Raw genomic sequence first — 19,064 nt, 5'->3', positions numbered from 1 at the left:
GAACCAGAATTATGGAGGGAAATACATAATGGGGCTAATGGCCTCTAGGATATTGTTGAATAACATTTCATGAAATGCCGCCCTTAGGAGTTTGAGTATTTCCTCTCTATCATAGCCAGCAATAGGGCTATTAGGGCGGGCATGGATACCATCAATCCAATTAATATCCCAACGAGGCTCCATGCGCTGCTTGGTCTGCTAGGCGTTAATTCCGGTGGAGTAACCTCGATATCTATCCACCCATCGTTTATCATTGACGCCTCAAGCCATGCATGGTAATCCATCCCAGTTACCTTGCCATTGCTCCCCACAATGTATCCGATCGCCACCCTGGCGTTTATTCCCTCCCTCCTAAGCACATTGGCCGCATAGTATGCATAATCGGTGCACCAACCGATTTTATACAGCGGTACACCGGTTATGGGATTATCGTACGGCACTGATGTAGCATATCTATATATTCCGCTGAATCTGATGCTTCTAGTGATGTAATTAATTGCAGCAAAGGAGTTATTTCTTGGAATACAAACCTGAATTGTATAATTAACTGAGGAAATTGATCCCAGCGGTTCTATTACGTAATCCGGCCCCAATACTTTTATTGGGACATTAGGTTTCACCGAGACTATGGTCACGTTTCCAGTAATATACTCCACATTGGGACCAGTATTGACATAGACAGGTATTGGTATAAGTGATGGATGCCCCATGAAAGTCACCGATACGCCTTTCAATGTACAATTAATTCCATTCCCCAATTGTATGGTGTATGGCGGGTATCCTAAGTAGGTTATGTTGCGGATTGGACCTATTAATTCCCCATTGCTGAGATTATCCACAGTAAATAACCTTAGGTAAGTATTAATCGATGCATTGGTTACTGCTACTACGTTACTTGGTTGATTAACTGGGAATTCAAGGGGCGCAATTAATGTTGGGCTTGATTTTATTAATTGAATGCTATGAATCACGTGAAGAGAATCATTATGGAGAACAGCGATTACTAGGTTTGTGGAATTAGCGCTAATCAGCACATAGGAACCATTACCAATTGGTTCCCCAACCCATGCTGTTCCATTTATTAGGAATACGTAGGAACCATTTACTTGAACAGCATTTAAGGATGCCAAGGCCAACAAAAACGTGATAAGCATGTTATTCTCGATAAGTCCCAGTTAAAAACCTACTGCATCAATCCTAAGAGGATTTATTGNGTTCAAAGGAGGACGGAAAACCTAGCCCTTTAGGGCGGGGCAATTCACATGAAGCCTTCCACGGTATGTACTAATTAAGCAATCAGTAAAATTAGTGGAAGCATCAGGTTCCCGATTAGAATGTATATTACATAGCCCATAAATATGTAGGCCACATAGGGCATGTTATAGCTAACCAGCATGTATTCTAAGCCCTCGGTTACTTGAGCCGCATCATCGCTGATCCTTATGCTTAATTTACCGGGCGAGTAAGCCCATGGCTTTCGCCTAACTATAATTGATTGCTCACATGTGAGGAATATAATATAGGCAACTCGAACCAAGGGGGTCGCTTTGCTGATCTCCGGGCACTTTTTCATCCTTTTCAAATTAAGTGCAGCATTCCATATAATGAAGGGGATGGTTATGATCATGCTATTCACCAGTGTAGCTATTATCGGGGTATTCAAAGCCATGTCGAGTGGAGTTAATGGGGGAGGNGGTATGGTTGTTATTGATATAAGGCCGATCGCTATGGCATCGGCTTCTCCCATAGCCTTCGTGATCCATATGGCTATGGCCAATATTATTCCAATTCCTGCATCTAGCAAGTATAGCGATGTTAGATAGGGCGGTGACTTACTTATTAACCAAATTGATAAAGCGGCTCCTGGAGCAGCGAGGAACCACGTTAGGTCATTTATCATTCTATTATGTATATCTTGAATCGCTGCGGCTCCAAGGGATATCGCCATGAATAATTCGGCCACTAATTGAATTAACACAGCCTACCCATCCTCTTCTTCAAGGCATCTATGGGGTCCGTCCTAACTGGATCCACGCCCAGGGTCTCGGCCATGTATAGGGTCGTCACGCCAAGCAATGAAATGCCATAAAGTTCCTTGGCTAGAATCCCATTGCCCTTTAGGTCTATTTTAATCAATTTCGACAAGAAGTCGTTGAATACCGTTTCCACAGCATCAATTATGGGGTTAGGGCCAGCTCTTATAAGAATATGCTTGACCGGGTGATTCATCATAAGAGTTACAATGTCATTATGATCGGCCTCTGGTATTGCCGCTACTATTGCGGGCGTCTTAGCGTTCTCATTTAGATCATTCTTAAAGCGAATAGCTACCCCTTGTACCCTGGAATCCACGAATATATAGGGCACACGACCGATGAGTTGATTACCTATATCTGCCGCAATTAATTTATCGCGTAGCGCTTCTTCCTGGGCAGCTATGCTTTCCTCTATATCCTCTTCGTTTATTCCTATTGCTTTATTAATTACGGCAAGGGCGGCATAGAGGAGTTGGGGAAATCCGAATCTGGGGGCAGTGGCTGACGGTATGGTAATCACGCTTATGCCTCTCTCATTGAATTCCTTAAGCATTCTTCCACCGGCAGTTATCCCAACAACATGTGAGCCCTTACCATGTGCCAGCAATGCGCTGCACATTGTTTCAGCAGTGTTCCCAGAGTAACTAATTGCTATAGTCAGTGTTTTGTCATTGATCCAATCGGGCACTATGGTATCCTTAACCACGTGAATCGGTAATCTATTGCCCAAGTAATCCCTAACTACGTCCCCAACTATTCCGGAACCTCCCATCCCAGTTATTAATATTGATGATGGCTTAAATGGTATTCTTATCTCGATTGATTCATATACGGACTTAGATGTCGCTGGCCACTTCTCGTAGTCTCGGAGATCCATGTAGTGCCGTTAATGTGTCTCGTTTTAATTATTAACTGCGATAATTAATTTATCTTGTTACCATGAGTTATCAGATATCGATAACGCTTATAAAACGGTTGCATCAGCTCAAAGTCGATGGCTGAGAAAAATAACCTACGCATCCATAATGGCAGATGAGGGAATTCATCCATTATACGAAAAATCACTAGATGAGGTTAGGGAAATTCTGGGTCGAGAATGGCCGATGTACATTAATGGTAAGGAAGAATCCGTGGGACGCACATTTAAGAAAAGAAGCCCAATAGATACAAGGCCGATCTAGATAAGGCAGTTGAGGGCGTAATGAGGACTGCCTTCGGTTTTGATGGCCAAAAATGCTCGGCGGCTAGGGTTTATGTTCAGCGGGAGATCTATGATGACAAATGAATGACAAGCCTCGCCCTTCAGGGCGGGGAGGAGGTCAGTTTATTTCTAGGTTGCTTGAGAAGACGAGGGCAATAAAGGTCGGTGATCCGCGTCGTAGGGATGTGTTCATGGGCCCGATCATAAATAAATCAGCGATGGAGAATTATATTAAGTACGTTGAAGATGCGGTACGAGCCGGCGGTAAGATTCTCCATGGTGGTAAGGTACTTAATGCTGGTGAATTCAGCAGGGGATATTATGTGGAGCCGACAATACCTGTGAATGTGCCGCAGAACAATTACCTGTGGTACACCGAGTTATTCCTTCCCATTGTTTTGCTGGATTCATTCAAGACATTAGATGAAGCGCTTCGTAAGGCTAATGATACTGAGTATGGACTAACAGCCGGCATATTCAGTGAGGATATGAATGAGGTGAGTTACTTCTTCAATATATAGAGTTTGGCGTTGTATATGCCAATAGGAGAGGTGGCGCCACGACGGGAGCATGGCCTGGTGCTCAGCCCTTTACCGGTTGGAAGGCCAGTGGAGCTACAGGTAGGGGAGTTAATGGTCCTTATTATTTGCTTAACTTCTTAAGGGAACAAGCCAGAACGATCGTCAGATAATTGCCTCCCTTATGGGGAATTTGGAGATTTTTTTATTAATCATTTAAAAACCTAGGTAGGAGAACATTTTTAATACCTGGAGATCAATTACGACAATGAATATTAGGCAATGCATTGTGGCCATGTTGCTTAAGGCTCTTAAGGTCAGCAACTTAGATAGATTGGGAGCTTTATGTTTCATTATAGATAATTTAGGTAGTTTTGATGCATTTAATTGGAGCATGGAGGGGGATCTCCCCATAAGTTCAGAGTTCATTGATGTGATTGAGGAAATGGCTAGAATGGGTTCAGTAAAGGTCAATGGTTCATCAATTGCATTAATAAGTGAGGATATCCCTGATTGTGGTTGGTTACTTGAGAGGGTTAAGTCTGTGGTTGATGAGGTCTTGGCTAAGTATGGCCATATGGAGTTGACGGAATTAATGGATGAAGCGGCATTCCTATATCAAGATAAGGAGTGAGTTTTTCCCTCAGCATAACTTAGTTGCCTTAATATTCTGTAAATGGCCAGGGGCCCCTCTAATGCGAATGCAGTGACTATCCCGATTAAGTCAGCACCCATGCGCAGCCCCTCCATAACCGATGTGCCGCTCATGAATCCTCCAATGCCTATTATGGGCGCATCACGTGATAATCGCCTTGCCAGCCTTATTAATCGCAGCACCAGTGGATTTATTGGTGCTCCGCTTAATCCACCATAACCCCTTGAAAGAGGCGCCTGCACTGGGAGGGTATTAGCTATGACTAGGCCAAGCTTGGCTTCAGAGAATAATTCAATTAATCTAATCTCAGCATGAATATCGCTTAGAAGCGGTACCTTAATAAGAGCCGGCGCATCCAATTCATGTACTCTCCTAATTAATTCCTCAAGTCCCCCCTCTAGCCATTGCCCCCTATATGTTGGGCTACTTATATTAATCTCAACATAATCTACGCATCTAACTCCTGATGCTGCTCTAGCTACCCTAATCACATCATTCACCGTGAATCCGGCGGCGCTAATGATTAGTAGCTTTGATTTAGGCCATGAAGGGCACTTCCTTCGAACTAGATCCAAGACAAAACCANCGCCTCGTGAGGGTAACCCCATTGCATTAATCATGGCTTGCTTTGCCGGGCACTTAATGAATCGTGGCCGCGGATTACCTGATCTAGGCTGAGGCGTAACTGAGCCAATTACATGGAATCCAATCGGCATTGCTGCCGCTAGATCCATTAATAATCCATCCTTATCTATGCCGGCTCCTATTCCTAGTGGGCTATCCAGCGCTTTGCCGTATTCATATGAAGCATGGGTCTTTGGTCCAAGCATTTTCATGGCTTGGCTTAGTATGGGGAGCCGCATTAAGGCATGAGATGCCTCATATGTGGCCTCAGGCGGTAGATTATTTATTAGTTCCATTAAGTTCATTCAATATCTCCTCGGCTCTAAGGACATAATGAAGCGGGACTTTCAAGTTAACGCTCCCCCCGCTTCTGTCTACTATTACCATTGCTTGGATCACTCGTAATCCAGCTGCCTGAATTAGTTCTATGCCCCTCATTATTGACGAGCCGGTGGTCATTACGTCATCTATCACGAGGACACGTTGATTGCTTGAGTAAATCCCCTCCACCGATCTTGAGGTGCCATGCTCCTTTGGCTGCTTTCTAACATATATCATTCCCATGCCTAACCGATACGCTAACATGGCTGCCCATGGTACTCCCCCGCTCTCTATGCCGGCCACTAAGTCGACATCGGAGACTAGTTGCGTCATTGCCTCAATTATCTCTCTATAGATTACTGGTACTGATAGTGCTCTCCTCATGTCAATGTAGTAATCACTCTCTTTTCCGCTGCTTAGCTTGAATTTACCGAACTGAATTACGCCATATTCTTTCAATAGCTTCATTAATTCTTTTCTATTCATTGCTTCATCACCAATTGAGACTCAACGTCCCTAAGCGAGTTATAGGTGCCGCAGTAATCGCACTTTAATGTGGCTGGATTTTCCTTGATTACGGTGAACGATGGAACTACGGGTTCCCTTGCCTTATTAGTTATGCACTTCGGGTTCTTGCACTTAATGATATTCCTTATCTTGGTTGGTAGCTCTACCTTGAATTTCTGTTTCACTTCATNCTCGCTCACTATATTTACTGTGGCTGTTGGCGCGATTATCGCTATCATGTTTAGCTCATCCTGGCTGAGGTTCTTGCCTTCTATCTTTATGATATCCTTCCTTCCCAGCTTGCCGCTATCCACGTTCATGACTAGCGCAATCCGTCCCTCCGTCCCGGTTAACCTGAGGATCTTGAGTATAACAAGCGCTCGTCCGGCGGGTATGTGATCTATTACTATTCCATTTCTTATTTTACTGATTATCAGTTCCTTGCTCATTCCACACCACCCAACACTAACTTAATTAAAGCCATTCTCAATGGAACACCCAGCGCGGCCTGCCTAAAGTACCTGGCATGCCTTGTATAATCCACGGCGAAATCAACCTCATCAATTCTAGGAAGCGGATGAAGAATTATCAATTCGTTTCTCGCATTCCTCAAGGCATCAATAGTTAACTTGAAGCTTCCCTTAACTTTCTCATACTCAATGGGATCCGGAATTCTCTCCTTCTGTATCCTGACCACATATATTACATCTAAATCGCCGATGACCTCATTTAAATCCTCCGCATACGCATACCTTATTCCTCTCTCATTAATGAAATCCATTAATTCATTCCTAGGCCTTAAACTAGGCGGCGACACCAGGTAAATCTTGACGTTGAAGAGCGATAATAATTGAATAAGTGAGTTAATTACCCTAGCATACCGTAAGTCGCCTAATAATCCAATGCTTAATCCATCGATTCTACCGAACTCTCTCCACATAGTATATACATCCAGCATTGCTTGGGTCGGGTGATTCTGAGCCCCATCTCCGGCATTTATGACAGGTGAATCAGCCACTTCAGCCGCGAACTTTGCTGCTCCCTCCAATTCATGTCTAATCACTATTATATTGGAGTATGAATCCAGCATCCGCACAGTATCAGCTAGGTTCTCCCCCTTAGCCAATGATGATGCCTCGGCCCCGCCTAATTCAATGAATCGCCCGCCAAGCCGTAACATCGCTGTTTCAAAGCTCAATCTAGTCCTCGTGCTGGGCTCAAAGAAAGCAACCCCCATGACTTTTCCATCAAGTATGTGAAGAATTGATTTCGCGTGCTTCTCCATTTCCTGGGCCTCTTGAAAGAGGTCCATCAAATCCCCTCGACCCCATTCAAGGGCCGAGATCACGTCCCGTCCATGCCAGTTACCCAAGGAACCCTCAAACTATACAATAATAATACTTATAAATATTTCCCTCAACAAAGGATTAGCCTCTGGAATTGGCCATCCGCTTGAGGGGCCCCATCATTGCAAGGAATCATCGGTGGAGGAGGTGGTTGGCGATCCAGCAAATGGCTTCTCGCCGCCCCTGATATTCTCAATTAGACTACTTCTAGCCTCTTGCCCGCGAATCGCGGATAAGATCATGGCTATGGCCAATATCCCCATTGATGCCAAAAAAGCAGAATGGAGGCCCTCCAGGAAACTTGCGGTGATGCCGCCCACCAAATTAGATGTGCCTAGGAATACTTGGAAAGCCACATACCTTGGAACAGCCAGAGATGCAATGGTGATTGATAGGACATAGCTAACTAAGATCCCTATATTAGCTAAAGTCCTGAGTATTCCAGATGCTCCGCCATAGAACTCGCTTCTAGCATTAGCCATCACTGCGCTGTTATTCGCAGGAAAGAAGAGGGCTGACCCCACTCCCCCAATTATTGATGCGACAACTATATAATCATATGGCGTATTTAATGAAAGAAGGGAATAAGCGGCCGCTGCAGCCATCATTAATCCAATTCCAAGCGTAGCAGGTAACCTAGCACCTATTCCGTCGCTCAATCGTCCAGCCCAGGGACCCAACAAGCTAGCCAACACGTAACCCGGTACCAAGAGTAGAGAAGCAGAAAAGGGAGAAAGACCCCTTATTCCCTGGAGATACATTATTAGTATGAANGCCGTAGATAGGTATCCAGCGCTCTGAAGAAATGCTGCAAGCATTGACGCGGCAAGAATCCTGTTTCTGAACACCCTAAAATCTATTAGTGGATACTCAATGCGCCTTTCCCAAAGAATGAAGGGAATTAATAGAGCTAATCCAGCCATCAATAAATATGAGTCATCGGCGGCTAGGCCTGTCCCAGCTATCTCGGCCGCGCCAAGAGTAACCAATGTTAATGCGGCCGCTAATAGCATTGTGCCAACGACATCGANCCTCCTCCTCACTATATTATAGTCCTTGATTTCTCGAAGACCAATGGCTACGGCTGCTATACCTATGGGGATATTTATATAGAATATGAACCTCCACCCAATGAATGTGGTTATTATGCCGCCTAGCACTATCCCAAGAATTGCACCTATGTTCCACCCGACCGATGTATAGCCATAAGCTTTTCCCCTTTTATTTGGCGGGTAATGATCAGCTATTATTGCTCCACTATTTGCTTGAATCATTGCAGCGCCGAGGGCCTGGATACCCCTAGATGCTATTAGAAATGAATCACTGGGGGCAGCGCCGCACATGGCGGAGCCCACGGTAAAAACAATGAAGCCTATATTATATATCCTTGACCTGCCATAATTATCCCCTAGCCTCCCCAATTGAGTAGTAAGCACCGCCGTTACTAATAGATAAACAAGTATTACCCACATGATGGTGAACAAGTTAGAGTGAAGGGATTGAACCATTGTCGGCAATGCCAGTATAACTATTGTGGAATCTATTGCCGCCATCATTGTACCCAGAACCACGACAAAGGTAACTATGGAGACCCTATCCATTTAATTCCCCCTACTTTATTTAGCCTAATAAAGCTTAAGCCGTTAATTAATTTAAATAATCACATTGAATTATCAAATTTCTATAAGTGGACAATCCGCTCCTTCCCATGCATGGAAACTTTCGTCCCCTTAATCCAAATATGTTAAAGCCATTCAAATCAGGTGAGATGCATATGCTTAAGTCCTTGGATTATAATTTTCAATCACCTAGCTCAGATAATGGTTTTTTAGTAAATAATTTTTCTCTTAGTTCTTTATCGAATTCAGGATCATTTCTCCTCAACCATTCAATTAATAAGGATGCATGTTCTTTTTCATCGTCCCTATTATGTTTCAGTACCTCCCTTAATGATTCATCGCTTGTTGCGCTTATCCTCTCATCATAAAACATAATCGCCTCCAACTCCTCGATAAGGCTTTGTCTAGCCCTGCTGAGATCAACAACGTGTTTATCTATATCCTTTAATTCCTCATATCTGGGCATTAATTATAGGAGGAATAAATCATCTTTATTAAATATTTAGCAAATAGCTGGCCATCTATCTTATGTTGATCATAGCAATACTAAAATAATTTGCTTATGCGCGTCGCTCCGTGATTAGCCATGGATCGAAGCTGAATTTCTCCATTCTATACGCTGAGTCCCAGAACATATATTCATAGATAGATGCGATTCTAAATTTAGTTAATGCATTGATCTTTTCCTCTTTTGTTAATTCCATGGAATCCACTATATTGAGCACAGCCCTAACGCCTGCCTCGTAAGCATCGCCGCCATACGTGTTTATCCATTCATTATATAACTTGTTTGGCGATCCATGCTTCATTAACTCCTTACCANCCTCCATATATATCCAGTAACAAGGTAATAGGGCTGCCAAGACTTCATGATAAGGCCGCGAATATGCAGTGCTTAATAGGTATGAAGTATATGCTAAGTTGGTTGGGGACATCCGGTATTCATCTATATCTATTCCCCAAAGCGAGAGATATCTTCCATGCAGGTTTCTCTCCACATTCAATGCATCTGTTATATGCGAGGCGAATAGTGATTGTTCCCTCTCATTCCGTGCCTTGGCGGAAGCCAATGCCACGGCCCTACTGAACTCCCTTAGATACAAGTGGTCCTGCACAATGTAAAACTTAAACTTATCCTCCTCTAAGGAACCATCAACGAGCCCCTTAATGAATGGGTGATTAATTATGCTATTATATATGTCCTTTATTGATGCCCATAGTTCAGCGGTAAGCATGCATACCCAGCACAGAGACTTTTTAATAAATTAAAGCGGGCTTAATCGATGCGGAATAATAATGATATTAAGCATTAATATTAATTTCCAATCGGTCTATTCCAAGTCTTAAAAGGTGGGGGAATATCAGNTTCTTCGCATGGAGATTAAATTAAGGATTGGAACATTATAAAACACATGAAACTAAAACATGCAGTTACTCTTGACAATGCTTTTCAAGTGGTCTATACAATCATGCTGAGTTAAGCGATTACTTAATAACGTATTATAATCCTCTTCTCTAATTGATATTATTGAGGATTGTACGTGGTCTTGCCAGCCCCCTCTACCGGTTCTTGCCTTATTAGTTATGAAGCTTAGAGCATTAAATGCAGAATCCATGGGAACAAAGCCAACGGAATGATTTCCATTCTTAAATCCAATAATAACAGCGAATTTTCCGCTAGGCTTCCACGCATTAACTGTGGAGTTATTAGGACTAGAAACATAATGCCCTACAACCATATAGGGGCCAATAAACCCCAATTCACACTTAGATGCTCCAGTTCTTGCTGACCCCACGTAAAAGAAGAACAAGTCATCCTTATTGAGTAAGTTCCGAGCAGTAAAGCCGTACTTACTAGGCTCAACACCAAAATATCACTAAATTATTGGGGTTAGTTACGAAAATTCAATGCTTAGCCACGTATTGTTTAAGATTCAAGTGCTTAAAAACTAATAGCATAGGCAAGCATTATGAGTATAATAAAAGGTCGTCTCCATTAAATAACTTGGGCTGACTATTCTATTCATCTTCCCTCACCAGAGACCCCGTCCGTTAGGGCGGAGTAGTTTACTCTTTACCCACGGGCTTATTAGTATCCTATCTCAATACCATACTACCTATTGCACAATACTATTTCTAGCTAATTTAGATTTCATCTATTCACTAATAGTCTTTACATTTTGGTCTATGCCTTTCATAAATAGACAGAGAATGAGGATCAACTAGTAATGTAGTCATGTATATATACCCCGGCCCCATGTATTCCTAAGTGGATTGCCCCTTTCCAGTATTGCCTGGCAGCAGTGAGGAGAGGAGCCTCATATCAAACTTATTGGCTGAGCTGGATTATCATGAACTTACATATATGCTTGAGCCCATTTATGTGGCTGTGCCTATTTATAGCGAGGCCACGTTGATTGTTGACTCTAAACCTGTAAAAGCTGTGCCGCTTCCCCCATCTCCATCACTTCACGGTAGAGTTAGGCAATACATGGTAAGCGAATTACCCAATAACCCGCTTCATCTCAAGTCTATGTATGAGGAGGCGGTTAATTATGGAGCTGAGTTATTGGTTCTAAGGGGTCGTGGCTTTGGCTTCATATCGCGTGGGCCGGGTCTCTCGCTTCAGGGCAATGATTATCCGCCGATACCGGCAGTAGTGGTTGATGAATGGAACTATAAAGGAAATAGCTTAGAAGTAGAAATAGAGGCGAGGATCAGCGAGGGTTTGGCTTATAACCTGGTAATTGAGAGGCAAGGGGAAACAGATGATAAAATAGTTGTATCAACTCATCTTGATTCGTGGCCTCGATTAAATGATAATTGCCCTGCCATANATGTGTTGATTAAGTTGATACGGTTCATAGTGGATAGGGGTGCCAAGAAGAGCATCGAATTCGTTATAGCAACGGCTCGTCACTTTGGGGATCCTATTCTTCCCAGCATGTACTGGGGACTNGGTCATCGGCAATATTTTAATAGGTTTGGCAATGATGCTGCATTAGCCATAATTTTCGAGTCCGGGGCAGCATTAAGCTCAGTTGCGTCTGAGGAGTTTCAGGGACTGCTTGGTATACGGCTTGGCCATCCTCCATTTGCGGCATCCATTCATCCGGATTCCATGGGGATCCCAATCATTCATGTGGAGGGAGGCTTAGATGTGTTAACAATGTTGGAATCCATGATTGAGTCGCTGGATGCCGTAGAGGACTTATCAACTAAGTTGACCGAGAATTATGTTGCCGCTGTTTCCTCGTCTTTATCTAGGTTCGGNATGGGGCACCTAATCAATAGGATCGATAAGCATAATAGATCAACCGTGAGGCGATTACTAACCAAGTACCTCGTTATTAATGATAAGGAAGTGGTGAGGCCCACCTCGATCCTGGATTTTTTGGCCTCAACTAGAGGGATTGATGTAGCCGAGGCTGGAAGCGGGTTTAAATTAATTGGGAGGAATTCCCCCGAATCCTCGATAAGGGCTCGCATTGATGATGTAATCCATGATATTAGGCGGATATTGATTCATGGAGAGTGAATTACCATTCAAGACCCATTAAGCCAATGAATCCCTTATCATAGTAATGCTTTACTTCTCGCATTTCAGTAACTAGGTCAGCCTTATCCAGTAATTCCTGTGGTGCGCCTCGGCCGGTCACCACTATATTGGTCTCATTAGGGACAGAATTCAATGCATCCAATAATTCACTTGTTGAGAGCAAGCCATTCTTTATCGAGTTATTGGCCTCATCAAGTACCAATAAGAATGGTTTCACCTCTATGCTTCTTTGGATAGCATGGTGGAGGACTAATCGTGGATTCCTCAGCATGAGTGGATCCATGAAGTACTCCTCCACAAGGTCGCCGAGTCGAGTCGTTATTGCCTCGCGTTCCCCTACAGTGCTTGATCTATAATACGGCGTTTTCATTAAGTGGGCTATTATTGATTTAAGTCCATGCCCGCTTGCCCTAAGCACTAATCCGAGGGCCGCCGTGGTCTTGCCTTTTCCATTTCCTGTATAAACCAGAAGCAATCCCATGGGCAGCGGTAGCTTAGGCTAGAAAAAGCTTTTCGTTNCTCCTGCAAAGCATTGAACACTGCCTTGAGCCGTCCATATTCATCCTCCAATCCATACCGAAGAGCCTTCGTCATTAACTTCGCCAATCTATCCCTCAACTTCTTGGCATATTCATTGCCCCTCAACTGAACTACGCCTCGTTTAACCTTAGCAATGAATTCCTCGGCCTCTCTCATGGTTTCCTCGATCTCCACGGCTATGGCTACTTCGCTTCCCCGAGGTTCTTCCCGCTTATTTACATTTATATTAAGAAATATGGGTGCATGAAGCACTTTAGGATCGGGTTTAAGTAGTTCATATTTACCTATGAGGAAGCCAGCTATTATGTACCTAACTAATTCGGATACGCCATTTAACCCCTCTTTCTNCGCTATATCGGTCAGCAGTTCCTTTACTTGTTTATGAACCCGAACGGAGACCACGGAGCCATCCCTATCCGGCGCTGCGAATAGCAACTCATAATCCGGTTGNTTTTTTTCCTGCCTAACAGCGACCGAGCTCATCGGTGTTGGTGGGCATGGGCTTAAATCACCTTATTAGATAATTTAGAAAATAATATACATATACTACCAATGGGGGGNGATGGAGTTATGGTGGATGGCTGGTGAGGGAATCTTTATATTTGCTCTGAGGCGCCTCTTTTCGTTGATTAAGGATGGCCTCAGAGGAAGCTAGTCAACTTGAGGAGTGGCAGCCGAGGACTCAACTTGGCAAGTTAGTTAAGGAGGGTAAAGTACGAAGCATAGACGATATCTTCAGCATGAATACGCCCATAAAGGAACCGGAGATAGTAGATGCATTGCTGCCCGGCTTAAAGTATGAGGTGCTTGACATAAAGGTAGTGCAAAGGCAAACTGATGCCGGTGAGGTCAGCCAATTCCAAGCAGTAGTTGCTGTTGGTAATGAGAACGGTTATATCGGCATAGGCATCGGCAAGGCTAGGCAAGTAAGCCAAGCAATAGATAAGGCAGTGAGGAATGCCAAGATCAAGATAACCCCGGTGAGGAGGGGATGTGGATCATGGCACTGCTCCTGCGATGAGCCGCATAGCATTCCCTTCCAAGTCAAGGGCAAGTCAGGCAGCGTTGAGGTAAGCCTAATACCTGCCCCGAAAGGCGTTGGCCTAGTGGCCGGCGATACTGCCAAGAAGATCCTANCACTAGCTGGAATAAGGGATATTTGGCTTGATGCAAGGGGTAGGACCAGGACTACTATTAATTTCGCCAAGGCTGTTTGGAATGCCCTAAGGGACACATATGGGTTCAGAATATAGGTGATGATGCATGGAGACACAACAAGCACAGAAGAAATTCATCGCCGTAATCAGATTAAAGGGCGATGTGGATATTCCCGAGGAAATAAGGCGCTCGCTTCACATACTTGGCTTGAGGAGTCGATACTCCTGCATAGTGTTGCCTGATTCCCCATCGCTGCGAGGAATGCTTACCACAGTGAAGGACTGGGTCACATGGGGTGAGGTTGATAAGGATACGCTTTTACTATTATTGAAGGAACGCGGACGACTAAGGGGCAATAAGCCGCTCACGGATGATGCTGCTAAGGAGTCGGGGTGGAGTGGAATTGATGACTTCGTTAACGCATTAATTAATGGCTCTGCATCGTTGAGGTGCGGGAATGGCAGGAAGTGCATTAATGGGCTTAAGCCATTCTTTAGGCTGCATCCCCCAAAGGGCGGTCTCAATAGCATTAAGAAGTATTATGGATACGGCGGTGACTTGGGTTACCGTGGAAGCGGCATAAATGAATTACTGAGAAGAATGCTATAGAGGATGTCTATTATTTCTTAATTGTTGAAAAATTTAAAAAGGCACGTGCTCCCACTTGATGAAATGACCAGGAGATTCACAAGAAAGACCAGGAAATTGAGGGGTTGGAGGACCCATTCATGGGGAAGGGTTGGCCAACATAGGAGAAACAACAGTGGAGGAAGCGAGAGGGTTGGTTTACTCAAGCACAAGAAGAGTTTGTTAATGGAGATGGCGGAGAAAAATAATGGCTGGCCCCTCATAGGAAAGCACGGCTTCACGCAGCCGCCTCCGCTTCGCTCTCATTGGAGGCCAATAAACGTGGGGAGTCTCGGCGAGATCGTTGAGGAATTAGCCGCGGAAGGAAAAATAAGTATGGAGTCAGGAAAATACGTTGTTGATTTGGAGTCGTTGGGTTTCAATAAGCTTCTGGGGGGCGGGCACATGGATAAGCCAATTATAGTGAAGACGCCAGCCGCATCAGCGTCAGCGATAGAGAAGGTAAAGAAGGCAGGCGGCGAGGTACTGATCCTACGCGGCGTGATTCANTGATTTTGCCCATCATTCCAATATGTTGCACTAAATTTAATAATGGGCGANTTCATGGTTTTAGGCAATGAGCGGTAGGTTCATAGATAGGGTGGAGCCGTTGCTGCGGCTAGTGCCGACGGTTCCTAAGCCTAAGGTAGCGCTATCCATGTCAAGTAGGCTCCTCTGGACATTTCTGGCATTANCCGCATATATGGTTCTCTCGATCNCTCCATTATATGGCGTTAATGAAGCGCAGGCGGCTCCATTGTTTAACCCATTAATTGCCGTGATATTCGCGTCTCAGTCGGGAACCATGGCGGNGTTGGGAATTGGTCCAATAATAATTGCGGGAATAATAATGGAGCTCCTAGCGTTCTCCGACATAATGAACATAGATATGGAGGATCCAAATGATCAAATGAGGTTCAATGCATTCACGAAGCTTGTTGCTGTGATAATAGCGTTCGGTGNAGGCGCGATAATGATAGCTGCTGGNCAGTTGGGGGTAATATCGCCTGGACTAGCATTCATTGTTTGGCTACAATTAGTGTTTGGCGCGGTAATAGTTATCCTGCTTGACGACATGGTTTCAAAGGGTTGGGGATTAGGGAGCGGAATAAGTCTATTCATATTGATAAGCATAATTAGAACCATGTTCTGGGACACGTTTTCCCCAATAATACCGCCGGGCCAGGTGCTGCCCCTCGGCGTCGTGCCCGCAATAGCCGTGGGCTCATACATAGCTGCGGTTGATCACACATTAGCGGCATTGGCATCAATACTATATAGGNTCGGGTATCCCAGCCTAATCGGGTTAATAGCGACCATAGTGCTTGGCGGACTTGTTCTCTATGTTGAATTAATGGAAGTATCGATACCAATGGTATTGACTCAGTACGGTGGATACAAGATATCATATCCATTTAAGGTAATGTATGTATCGGTGCTCCCAATAATATTCACTGCATATACCGTGGCCTTANTTTATAATGGGTTATACTTCGTNGCTACCACGTATAATGCTCATGCCGCTAATCCAGTTCTAAATGCCTTGGCTTGCGTTCACCAGATAAGCCTAAATGGACAATTAACTACTGCTCCATGCACTTCCTCACTGCTTTACTTCCTGCAATCCACCCCTCTCCAATTAACGCCGCAATTCGCGGTGGTTCATATAGTGCTTTACGCGTTGCTCTCAATAGTTTATGCGTATCTTTGGGTTAACTTGGCCGGTATGGGTGCTGAGGATCAAGCAAAGACCATTGCAGAGAGTGGGTGGCACATACCTGGCTTTAGGTCGAGCACGCGGGTAATAGCTAGATACTTAGAGAGATACATAAACGCGTTAACCCTTACCAGCGGATTAATTGCAGGCATAGTGGCTGCTTTAGNGGATATCCTAGGCGTCTTTGGGACAGGCATAGGATTAATACTCCTAGTTGAGATAGTGATACAGTACTACTCATTGGCTATGCAGGAGCAATTATTCGAGATGTACCCCATGCTGAAGAGATTTGCCGGGAAGCTTTGATGCCACGACGAAAGTCATTCCATTACTATAAATCTCCCTAATGATTCCCCTCTTAACTAGATCCTCATACATATTCCTCCAATCATCACCGGCAGCCTTTAACTCATCCTCAAACGCCGGCTTTGGCAGGGGCTCCTCCGGCAACTTAATGCTTACTTGCTCGATGACTGTGATCCGCTCCGCTGGCCGTGCCTTTAACCTCAGGTAAAACTCATCCTCGGCAACATCATAATAAGCATCAACCTCGCCGTTCTCGGCCATGGAAATGAAGTCCTCGACTTCAAGCCGCTCATTCAATGCCTTTGATAATTCAAGTCCANTCATCCACCTATCGCTTGGTATCAATGATGTTATTGATTTATTGTTATTCATGACTTATGAGGCTGAGGTGGACGTTTTTAATTCGAGTGATTAAAATAAATCGATAATCACTGATTACTTCCCTTGCTCTCTAAATTCCTTTCGATGGTCCACCTAATTATATTCATGACCTCCTGCCTCCTTGCATTGGTTCTATAATTCCTTATCGATATTGCAATTATGCTGCCTCCCTCCCCCTTCTCTAAGTCATAATTAAAAGCATCCCCCTCGCTGAGCCGCTTTCCCCTCACTAAATCCTCATCCCCCCTCCTATACTCCTCTAGTTTCCTGATGAGGAATTTCGTGGGCTTCGCCTCCGGATCAAGGGGCTTCAGGGGCCTCACCACTAGGGAACGATCATCTCCCTCTACCTCTCCAATTTTTTCCCCATCACGTGACTTTAAATCAACCATGGTTCCAGACTTGGGCTGCGAAGCTGGAGGAGGAACCGATTGGGTCTGTAATTGATCCGCTGGAGTTATTGATCTCGACTTTATCTCATTATCAATTGCCTGCTCTGCATCCCTCAATGTTGATATTCGTCCTCTAGCTCCATTATCCTCTTCCTGAGCCGCTCCTTTATATCCAGCAACTTCTTTACTTCATCCTGCATTAAGTTACTATATTCCTCAACTCTATTTATCCTTTATCCCATTAATGGCCTTAGATGATATGCATTTATTGGACGGAAATAGATATTAAAGCCGCGCTTCTCAAAATAAATGTGAATAGGCCTACAGTGTTATCAATAGGTAACCTGAACCTAGATATCTACATGAAGATAGGGGGCCTCCCCGGAATAGATGAGGCCGTGGATGCATTCGAGGCTTATGTGGGCGGCGGCGGTTCAGCGGCTAATTTCTCTGTTCAAGTCGCTAAACTTGGCCTTGCTTCCCGCTTCATCGGCTCGGTGGGCACCGATACTGTGGGCGATATACTTGTAGATGAATTAAGAAATCTCGGCATCGATACACGCTTCATTAAGCGCATAGCATATGAGAAGACAGGCACAGTCACTGTTCTCGTGGGATTGGATGGCAGCAAGAGAATGATTGCCTACAGGGGCGCAAATATGGGCTTAATACCAAGTGATTTAGATGGAGCCGCAGTTGAAGGCATCAACCATATACACTTAGCAACAGGCAGAACCGAGATAATAGAGGCTGGGCTCAAGAAGGGAAGATCAATTGGCGCCACGGTCTCCATAGATGGCGGAACCAATCTAGCCAGGAAGGGGATAGATGTGGTGGCAGCGCTCGTCCGAGGCATTGATGTGATGTTCATGAACTCGGTTGAGGCCAAGATACTGAGCGGGGCGGAGGACCCAATAAAGGCAGGTTTCAGCATCTATAGTAAGGTGGAGCCACGGGAATTAATAATAACCCTCGGCCCAAAAGGGGCGCTCTGCATCAGTGGCAATGAATCCAAGGTGGTGGAATCATTCCGTGTGACGCCCATAGATACTACAGGAGCTGGGGATGTATTCGCGGCGTCCTATATATCGGCTAGGCTAATGGGATTAGATATAGTTGAGAGACTCATATTTGCCAATGCCTCAGCCTCCATATCAGTCACGAGGAGAGGCGCCCGCTCTGGACCACGTTTAGATGAAGTGCTTGAATTCCTCTCATCAATAGGATACAAGGAAATAGTGGAGAAACTAACCAATGAACCCTAAAAATGGATTTGAAGTGAGCCTCATGCATTGCTTCTCATCACAGAGAAACAATTTTGATAAAAAACAAACGGTGGGTCCCGCCCTTCAGAGCGGAGGAGGCCCAGAGGTGCAAGATTAAAAATCCTCATCCCAAAAGGCGAGACCTGCCGTTATCTTCATCAACTCCTTGCCACTTCCTTAGCCAAGATGAAATGCGCACTAACTATTACTGCGCCAGCGCTTCTTGCCGCATCCACGATCTTCACGGCATCAGTCTCATCACGTGCTGGATAAATGAGAATAGCAACCCCAA

At 44.6% G+C, this 19,064-nt stretch carries 22 protein-coding genes and 1 pseudogene; 8 read left to right on the top strand and 15 right to left on the bottom strand.

Annotated features, from left to right (window positions below; all coding sequences use genetic code 11):
* Positions 1-83: 83 nt before the first annotated feature.
* The 3 genes from AT710_01525 to AT710_01515 form a co-directional block, all read right to left on the bottom strand.
* A complete protein-coding gene (locus AT710_01525; protein KUO92990.1) occupies positions 84-1,154 on the bottom strand; it encodes a hypothetical protein in 1,071 nt (356 codons plus the stop codon).
* 134 nt (positions 1,155-1,288) lie between these two features.
* Positions 1,289-1,963: a hypothetical protein gene (locus tag AT710_01520; GenBank protein KUO92989.1), complete on the bottom strand. Its 675-nt coding sequence runs from the start codon at positions 1,961-1,963 to the stop codon at positions 1,289-1,291.
* Between the two features lie 8 nt (positions 1,964-1,971).
* Positions 1,972-2,913: a hypothetical protein gene (locus AT710_01515; protein ID KUO92988.1), complete on the bottom strand. Its 942-nt coding sequence runs from the start codon at positions 2,911-2,913 to the stop codon at positions 1,972-1,974.
* Between the two features lie 458 nt (positions 2,914-3,371).
* Here AT710_01515 and AT710_01510 point away from each other — a divergent pair, with 458 nt between their 5' ends.
* Both AT710_01510 and AT710_01505 read left to right on the top strand, forming a co-directional pair.
* Positions 3,372-3,758, top strand: a complete 387-nt coding sequence (locus tag AT710_01510; protein KUO92987.1) for a hypothetical protein — start codon at positions 3,372-3,374, stop codon at positions 3,756-3,758.
* A gap of 265 nt (positions 3,759-4,023) precedes the next feature.
* Entirely contained in the window at positions 4,024-4,389 is a 366-nt protein-coding gene (locus AT710_01505) for a hypothetical protein (protein ID KUO92986.1), read from the top strand.
* Here the strand turns inward: AT710_01505 and AT710_01500 are convergent.
* The 8 genes from AT710_01500 to AT710_01465 form a co-directional block, all read right to left on the bottom strand.
* Entirely contained in the window at positions 4,374-5,339 is a 966-nt protein-coding gene (locus tag AT710_01500) for a hypothetical protein (GenBank protein KUO92985.1), read from the bottom strand. The genes AT710_01505 and AT710_01500 overlap by 16 nt on opposite strands.
* Positions 5,314-5,841: a hypothetical protein gene (locus AT710_01495; GenBank protein ID KUO92984.1), complete on the bottom strand. Its 528-nt coding sequence runs from the start codon at positions 5,839-5,841 to the stop codon at positions 5,314-5,316. The genes AT710_01500 and AT710_01495 overlap by 26 nt, the downstream gene beginning before the upstream one ends.
* Positions 5,838-6,311: an aspartate carbamoyltransferase regulatory subunit gene (locus AT710_01490; GenBank protein ID KUO92983.1), complete on the bottom strand. Its 474-nt coding sequence runs from the start codon at positions 6,309-6,311 to the stop codon at positions 5,838-5,840. The genes AT710_01495 and AT710_01490 overlap by 4 nt, the downstream gene beginning before the upstream one ends.
* A complete protein-coding gene (locus AT710_01485) occupies positions 6,308-7,174 on the bottom strand; it encodes an aspartate carbamoyltransferase (protein KUO93007.1) in 867 nt (288 codons plus the stop codon). Before AT710_01485 ends, AT710_01490 begins: the two co-directional genes overlap by 4 nt.
* A 153-nt stretch (positions 7,175-7,327) precedes the next feature.
* Entirely contained in the window at positions 7,328-8,809 is a 1,482-nt protein-coding gene (locus AT710_01480; GenBank protein KUO92982.1) for an MFS transporter, read from the bottom strand.
* A 199-nt stretch (positions 8,810-9,008) separates the two neighbouring features.
* Positions 9,009-9,293: a ferritin gene (locus AT710_01475; GenBank protein ID KUO92981.1), complete on the bottom strand. Its 285-nt coding sequence runs from the start codon at positions 9,291-9,293 to the stop codon at positions 9,009-9,011.
* A gap of 94 nt (positions 9,294-9,387) precedes the next feature.
* Positions 9,388-10,062 carry a thiaminase II gene (locus AT710_01470; GenBank protein KUO92980.1) on the bottom strand — a complete coding sequence of 225 codons (675 nt, stop codon included), beginning with the start codon at positions 10,060-10,062 and terminating at the stop codon, positions 9,388-9,390.
* A 183-nt stretch (positions 10,063-10,245) separates the two neighbouring features.
* Positions 10,246-10,566 carry a hypothetical protein gene (locus tag AT710_01465; GenBank protein ID KUO92979.1) on the bottom strand — a complete coding sequence of 107 codons (321 nt, stop codon included), beginning with the start codon at positions 10,564-10,566 and terminating at the stop codon, positions 10,246-10,248.
* Positions 10,567-11,096: 530 nt separating this feature from the next.
* Here AT710_01465 and AT710_01460 point away from each other — a divergent pair.
* Positions 11,097-12,365, top strand: a complete 1,269-nt coding sequence (locus AT710_01460) for a hypothetical protein (GenBank protein ID KUO92978.1) — start codon at positions 11,097-11,099, stop codon at positions 12,363-12,365.
* Between the two features lies 1 nt (position 12,366).
* Here the strand turns inward: AT710_01460 and AT710_01455 are convergent, their stop codons facing one another.
* Together AT710_01455 and AT710_01450 are read right to left on the bottom strand one after the other, a co-directional pair.
* Complete coding sequence (locus AT710_01455) at positions 12,367-12,867, bottom strand: ATP--corrinoid adenosyltransferase (GenBank protein ID KUO92977.1); 501 nt, start codon at positions 12,865-12,867, stop codon at positions 12,367-12,369.
* Between the two features lie 56 nt (positions 12,868-12,923).
* Positions 12,924-13,409: pseudogene (locus tag AT710_01450) on the bottom strand.
* Positions 13,410-13,561: 152 nt separating this feature from the next.
* Between AT710_01450 and AT710_01445 the strand changes: the two are divergent.
* The 4 genes from AT710_01445 to AT710_01430 all read left to right on the top strand — a co-directional run bounded on the left by AT710_01445 (position 13,562) and on the right by AT710_01430 (position 16,734).
* A complete protein-coding gene (locus tag AT710_01445) occupies positions 13,562-14,179 on the top strand; it encodes a 30S ribosomal protein S5 (GenBank protein KUO92976.1) in 618 nt (205 codons plus the stop codon).
* Positions 14,180-14,189: 10 nt separating this feature from the next.
* Positions 14,190-14,693, top strand: a complete 504-nt coding sequence (locus tag AT710_01440) for a hypothetical protein (protein KUO92975.1) — start codon at positions 14,190-14,192, stop codon at positions 14,691-14,693.
* Between the two features lie 63 nt (positions 14,694-14,756).
* Positions 14,757-15,224 carry a 50S ribosomal protein L15 gene (locus AT710_01435; protein ID KUO92974.1) on the top strand — a complete coding sequence of 156 codons (468 nt, stop codon included), beginning with the start codon at positions 14,757-14,759 and terminating at the stop codon, positions 15,222-15,224.
* 64 nt (positions 15,225-15,288) lie between these two features.
* Positions 15,289-16,734 (top strand): preprotein translocase subunit SecY, encoded by a 1,446-nt coding sequence (locus tag AT710_01430; GenBank protein ID KUO92973.1) that lies wholly within the window; start codon positions 15,289-15,291, stop codon positions 16,732-16,734.
* On the opposite strand, the gene AT710_01425 is transcribed toward AT710_01430, so the two are convergent.
* Both AT710_01425 and AT710_01420 read right to left on the bottom strand, forming a co-directional pair.
* Positions 16,687-17,106 carry a hypothetical protein gene (locus AT710_01425; protein KUO92972.1) on the bottom strand — a complete coding sequence of 140 codons (420 nt, stop codon included), beginning with the start codon at positions 17,104-17,106 and terminating at the stop codon, positions 16,687-16,689. The two genes, AT710_01430 and AT710_01425, sit on opposite strands and share 48 nt — an antisense overlap.
* Before the next feature lie 56 nt (positions 17,107-17,162).
* On the bottom strand, positions 17,163-17,624 hold the full coding sequence (locus AT710_01420; protein KUO92971.1) for a hypothetical protein: 462 nt from the start codon (positions 17,622-17,624) through the stop codon (positions 17,163-17,165).
* Between the two features lie 245 nt (positions 17,625-17,869).
* On the opposite strand from AT710_01420, the gene AT710_01415 reads away from it, so the two are divergent.
* Entirely contained in the window at positions 17,870-18,772 is a 903-nt protein-coding gene (locus AT710_01415) for a sugar kinase (protein ID KUO93006.1), read from the top strand.
* The last annotated feature ends 292 nt before the right edge of the window (positions 18,773-19,064 follow it).

It is taken from the genome of Thermocladium sp. ECH_B (assembly GCA_001516585.1).
Lineage (GTDB): Archaea > Thermoproteota > Thermoprotei > Thermoproteales > Thermocladiaceae > Thermocladium.
This window is presented reverse-complemented; position numbering and strand designations above follow the sequence as displayed.

Excerpts from the sequence above, each read along its gene's own strand:
- AT710_01525 (KUO92990.1), bottom strand. The coding sequence starts at position 1,154 with ATGCTTATCACGTTTTTGTTGGCCTTGGCATCCTTAAATGCTGTTCAA.
- AT710_01515 (KUO92988.1), bottom strand. The coding sequence starts at position 2,913 with ATGGATCTCCGAGACTACGAGAAGTGGCCAGCGACATCTAAGTCCGTA.
- AT710_01505 (KUO92986.1), top strand. The coding sequence starts at position 4,024 with ATGAATATTAGGCAATGCATTGTGGCCATGTTGCTTAAGGCTCTTAAG.
- AT710_01495 (KUO92984.1), bottom strand. The coding sequence starts at position 5,841 with ATGAATAGAAAAGAATTAATGAAGCTATTGAAAGAATATGGCGTAATT.
- AT710_01485 (KUO93007.1), bottom strand. The coding sequence starts at position 7,174 with ATGGACCTCTTTCAAGAGGCCCAGGAAATGGAGAAGCACGCGAAATCA.
- AT710_01475 (KUO92981.1), bottom strand. The coding sequence starts at position 9,293 with ATGCCCAGATATGAGGAATTAAAGGATATAGATAAACACGTTGTTGAT.
- AT710_01465 (KUO92979.1), bottom strand. The coding sequence starts at position 10,566 with ATGGTTGTAGGGCATTATGTTTCTAGTCCTAATAACTCCACAGTTAAT.
- AT710_01455 (KUO92977.1), bottom strand. The coding sequence starts at position 12,867 with ATGGGATTGCTTCTGGTTTATACAGGAAATGGAAAAGGCAAGACCACG.
- AT710_01440 (KUO92975.1), top strand. The coding sequence starts at position 14,190 with ATGGAGACACAACAAGCACAGAAGAAATTCATCGCCGTAATCAGATTA.
- AT710_01415 (KUO93006.1), top strand. The coding sequence starts at position 17,870 with ATGAAGATAGGGGGCCTCCCCGGAATAGATGAGGCCGTGGATGCATTC.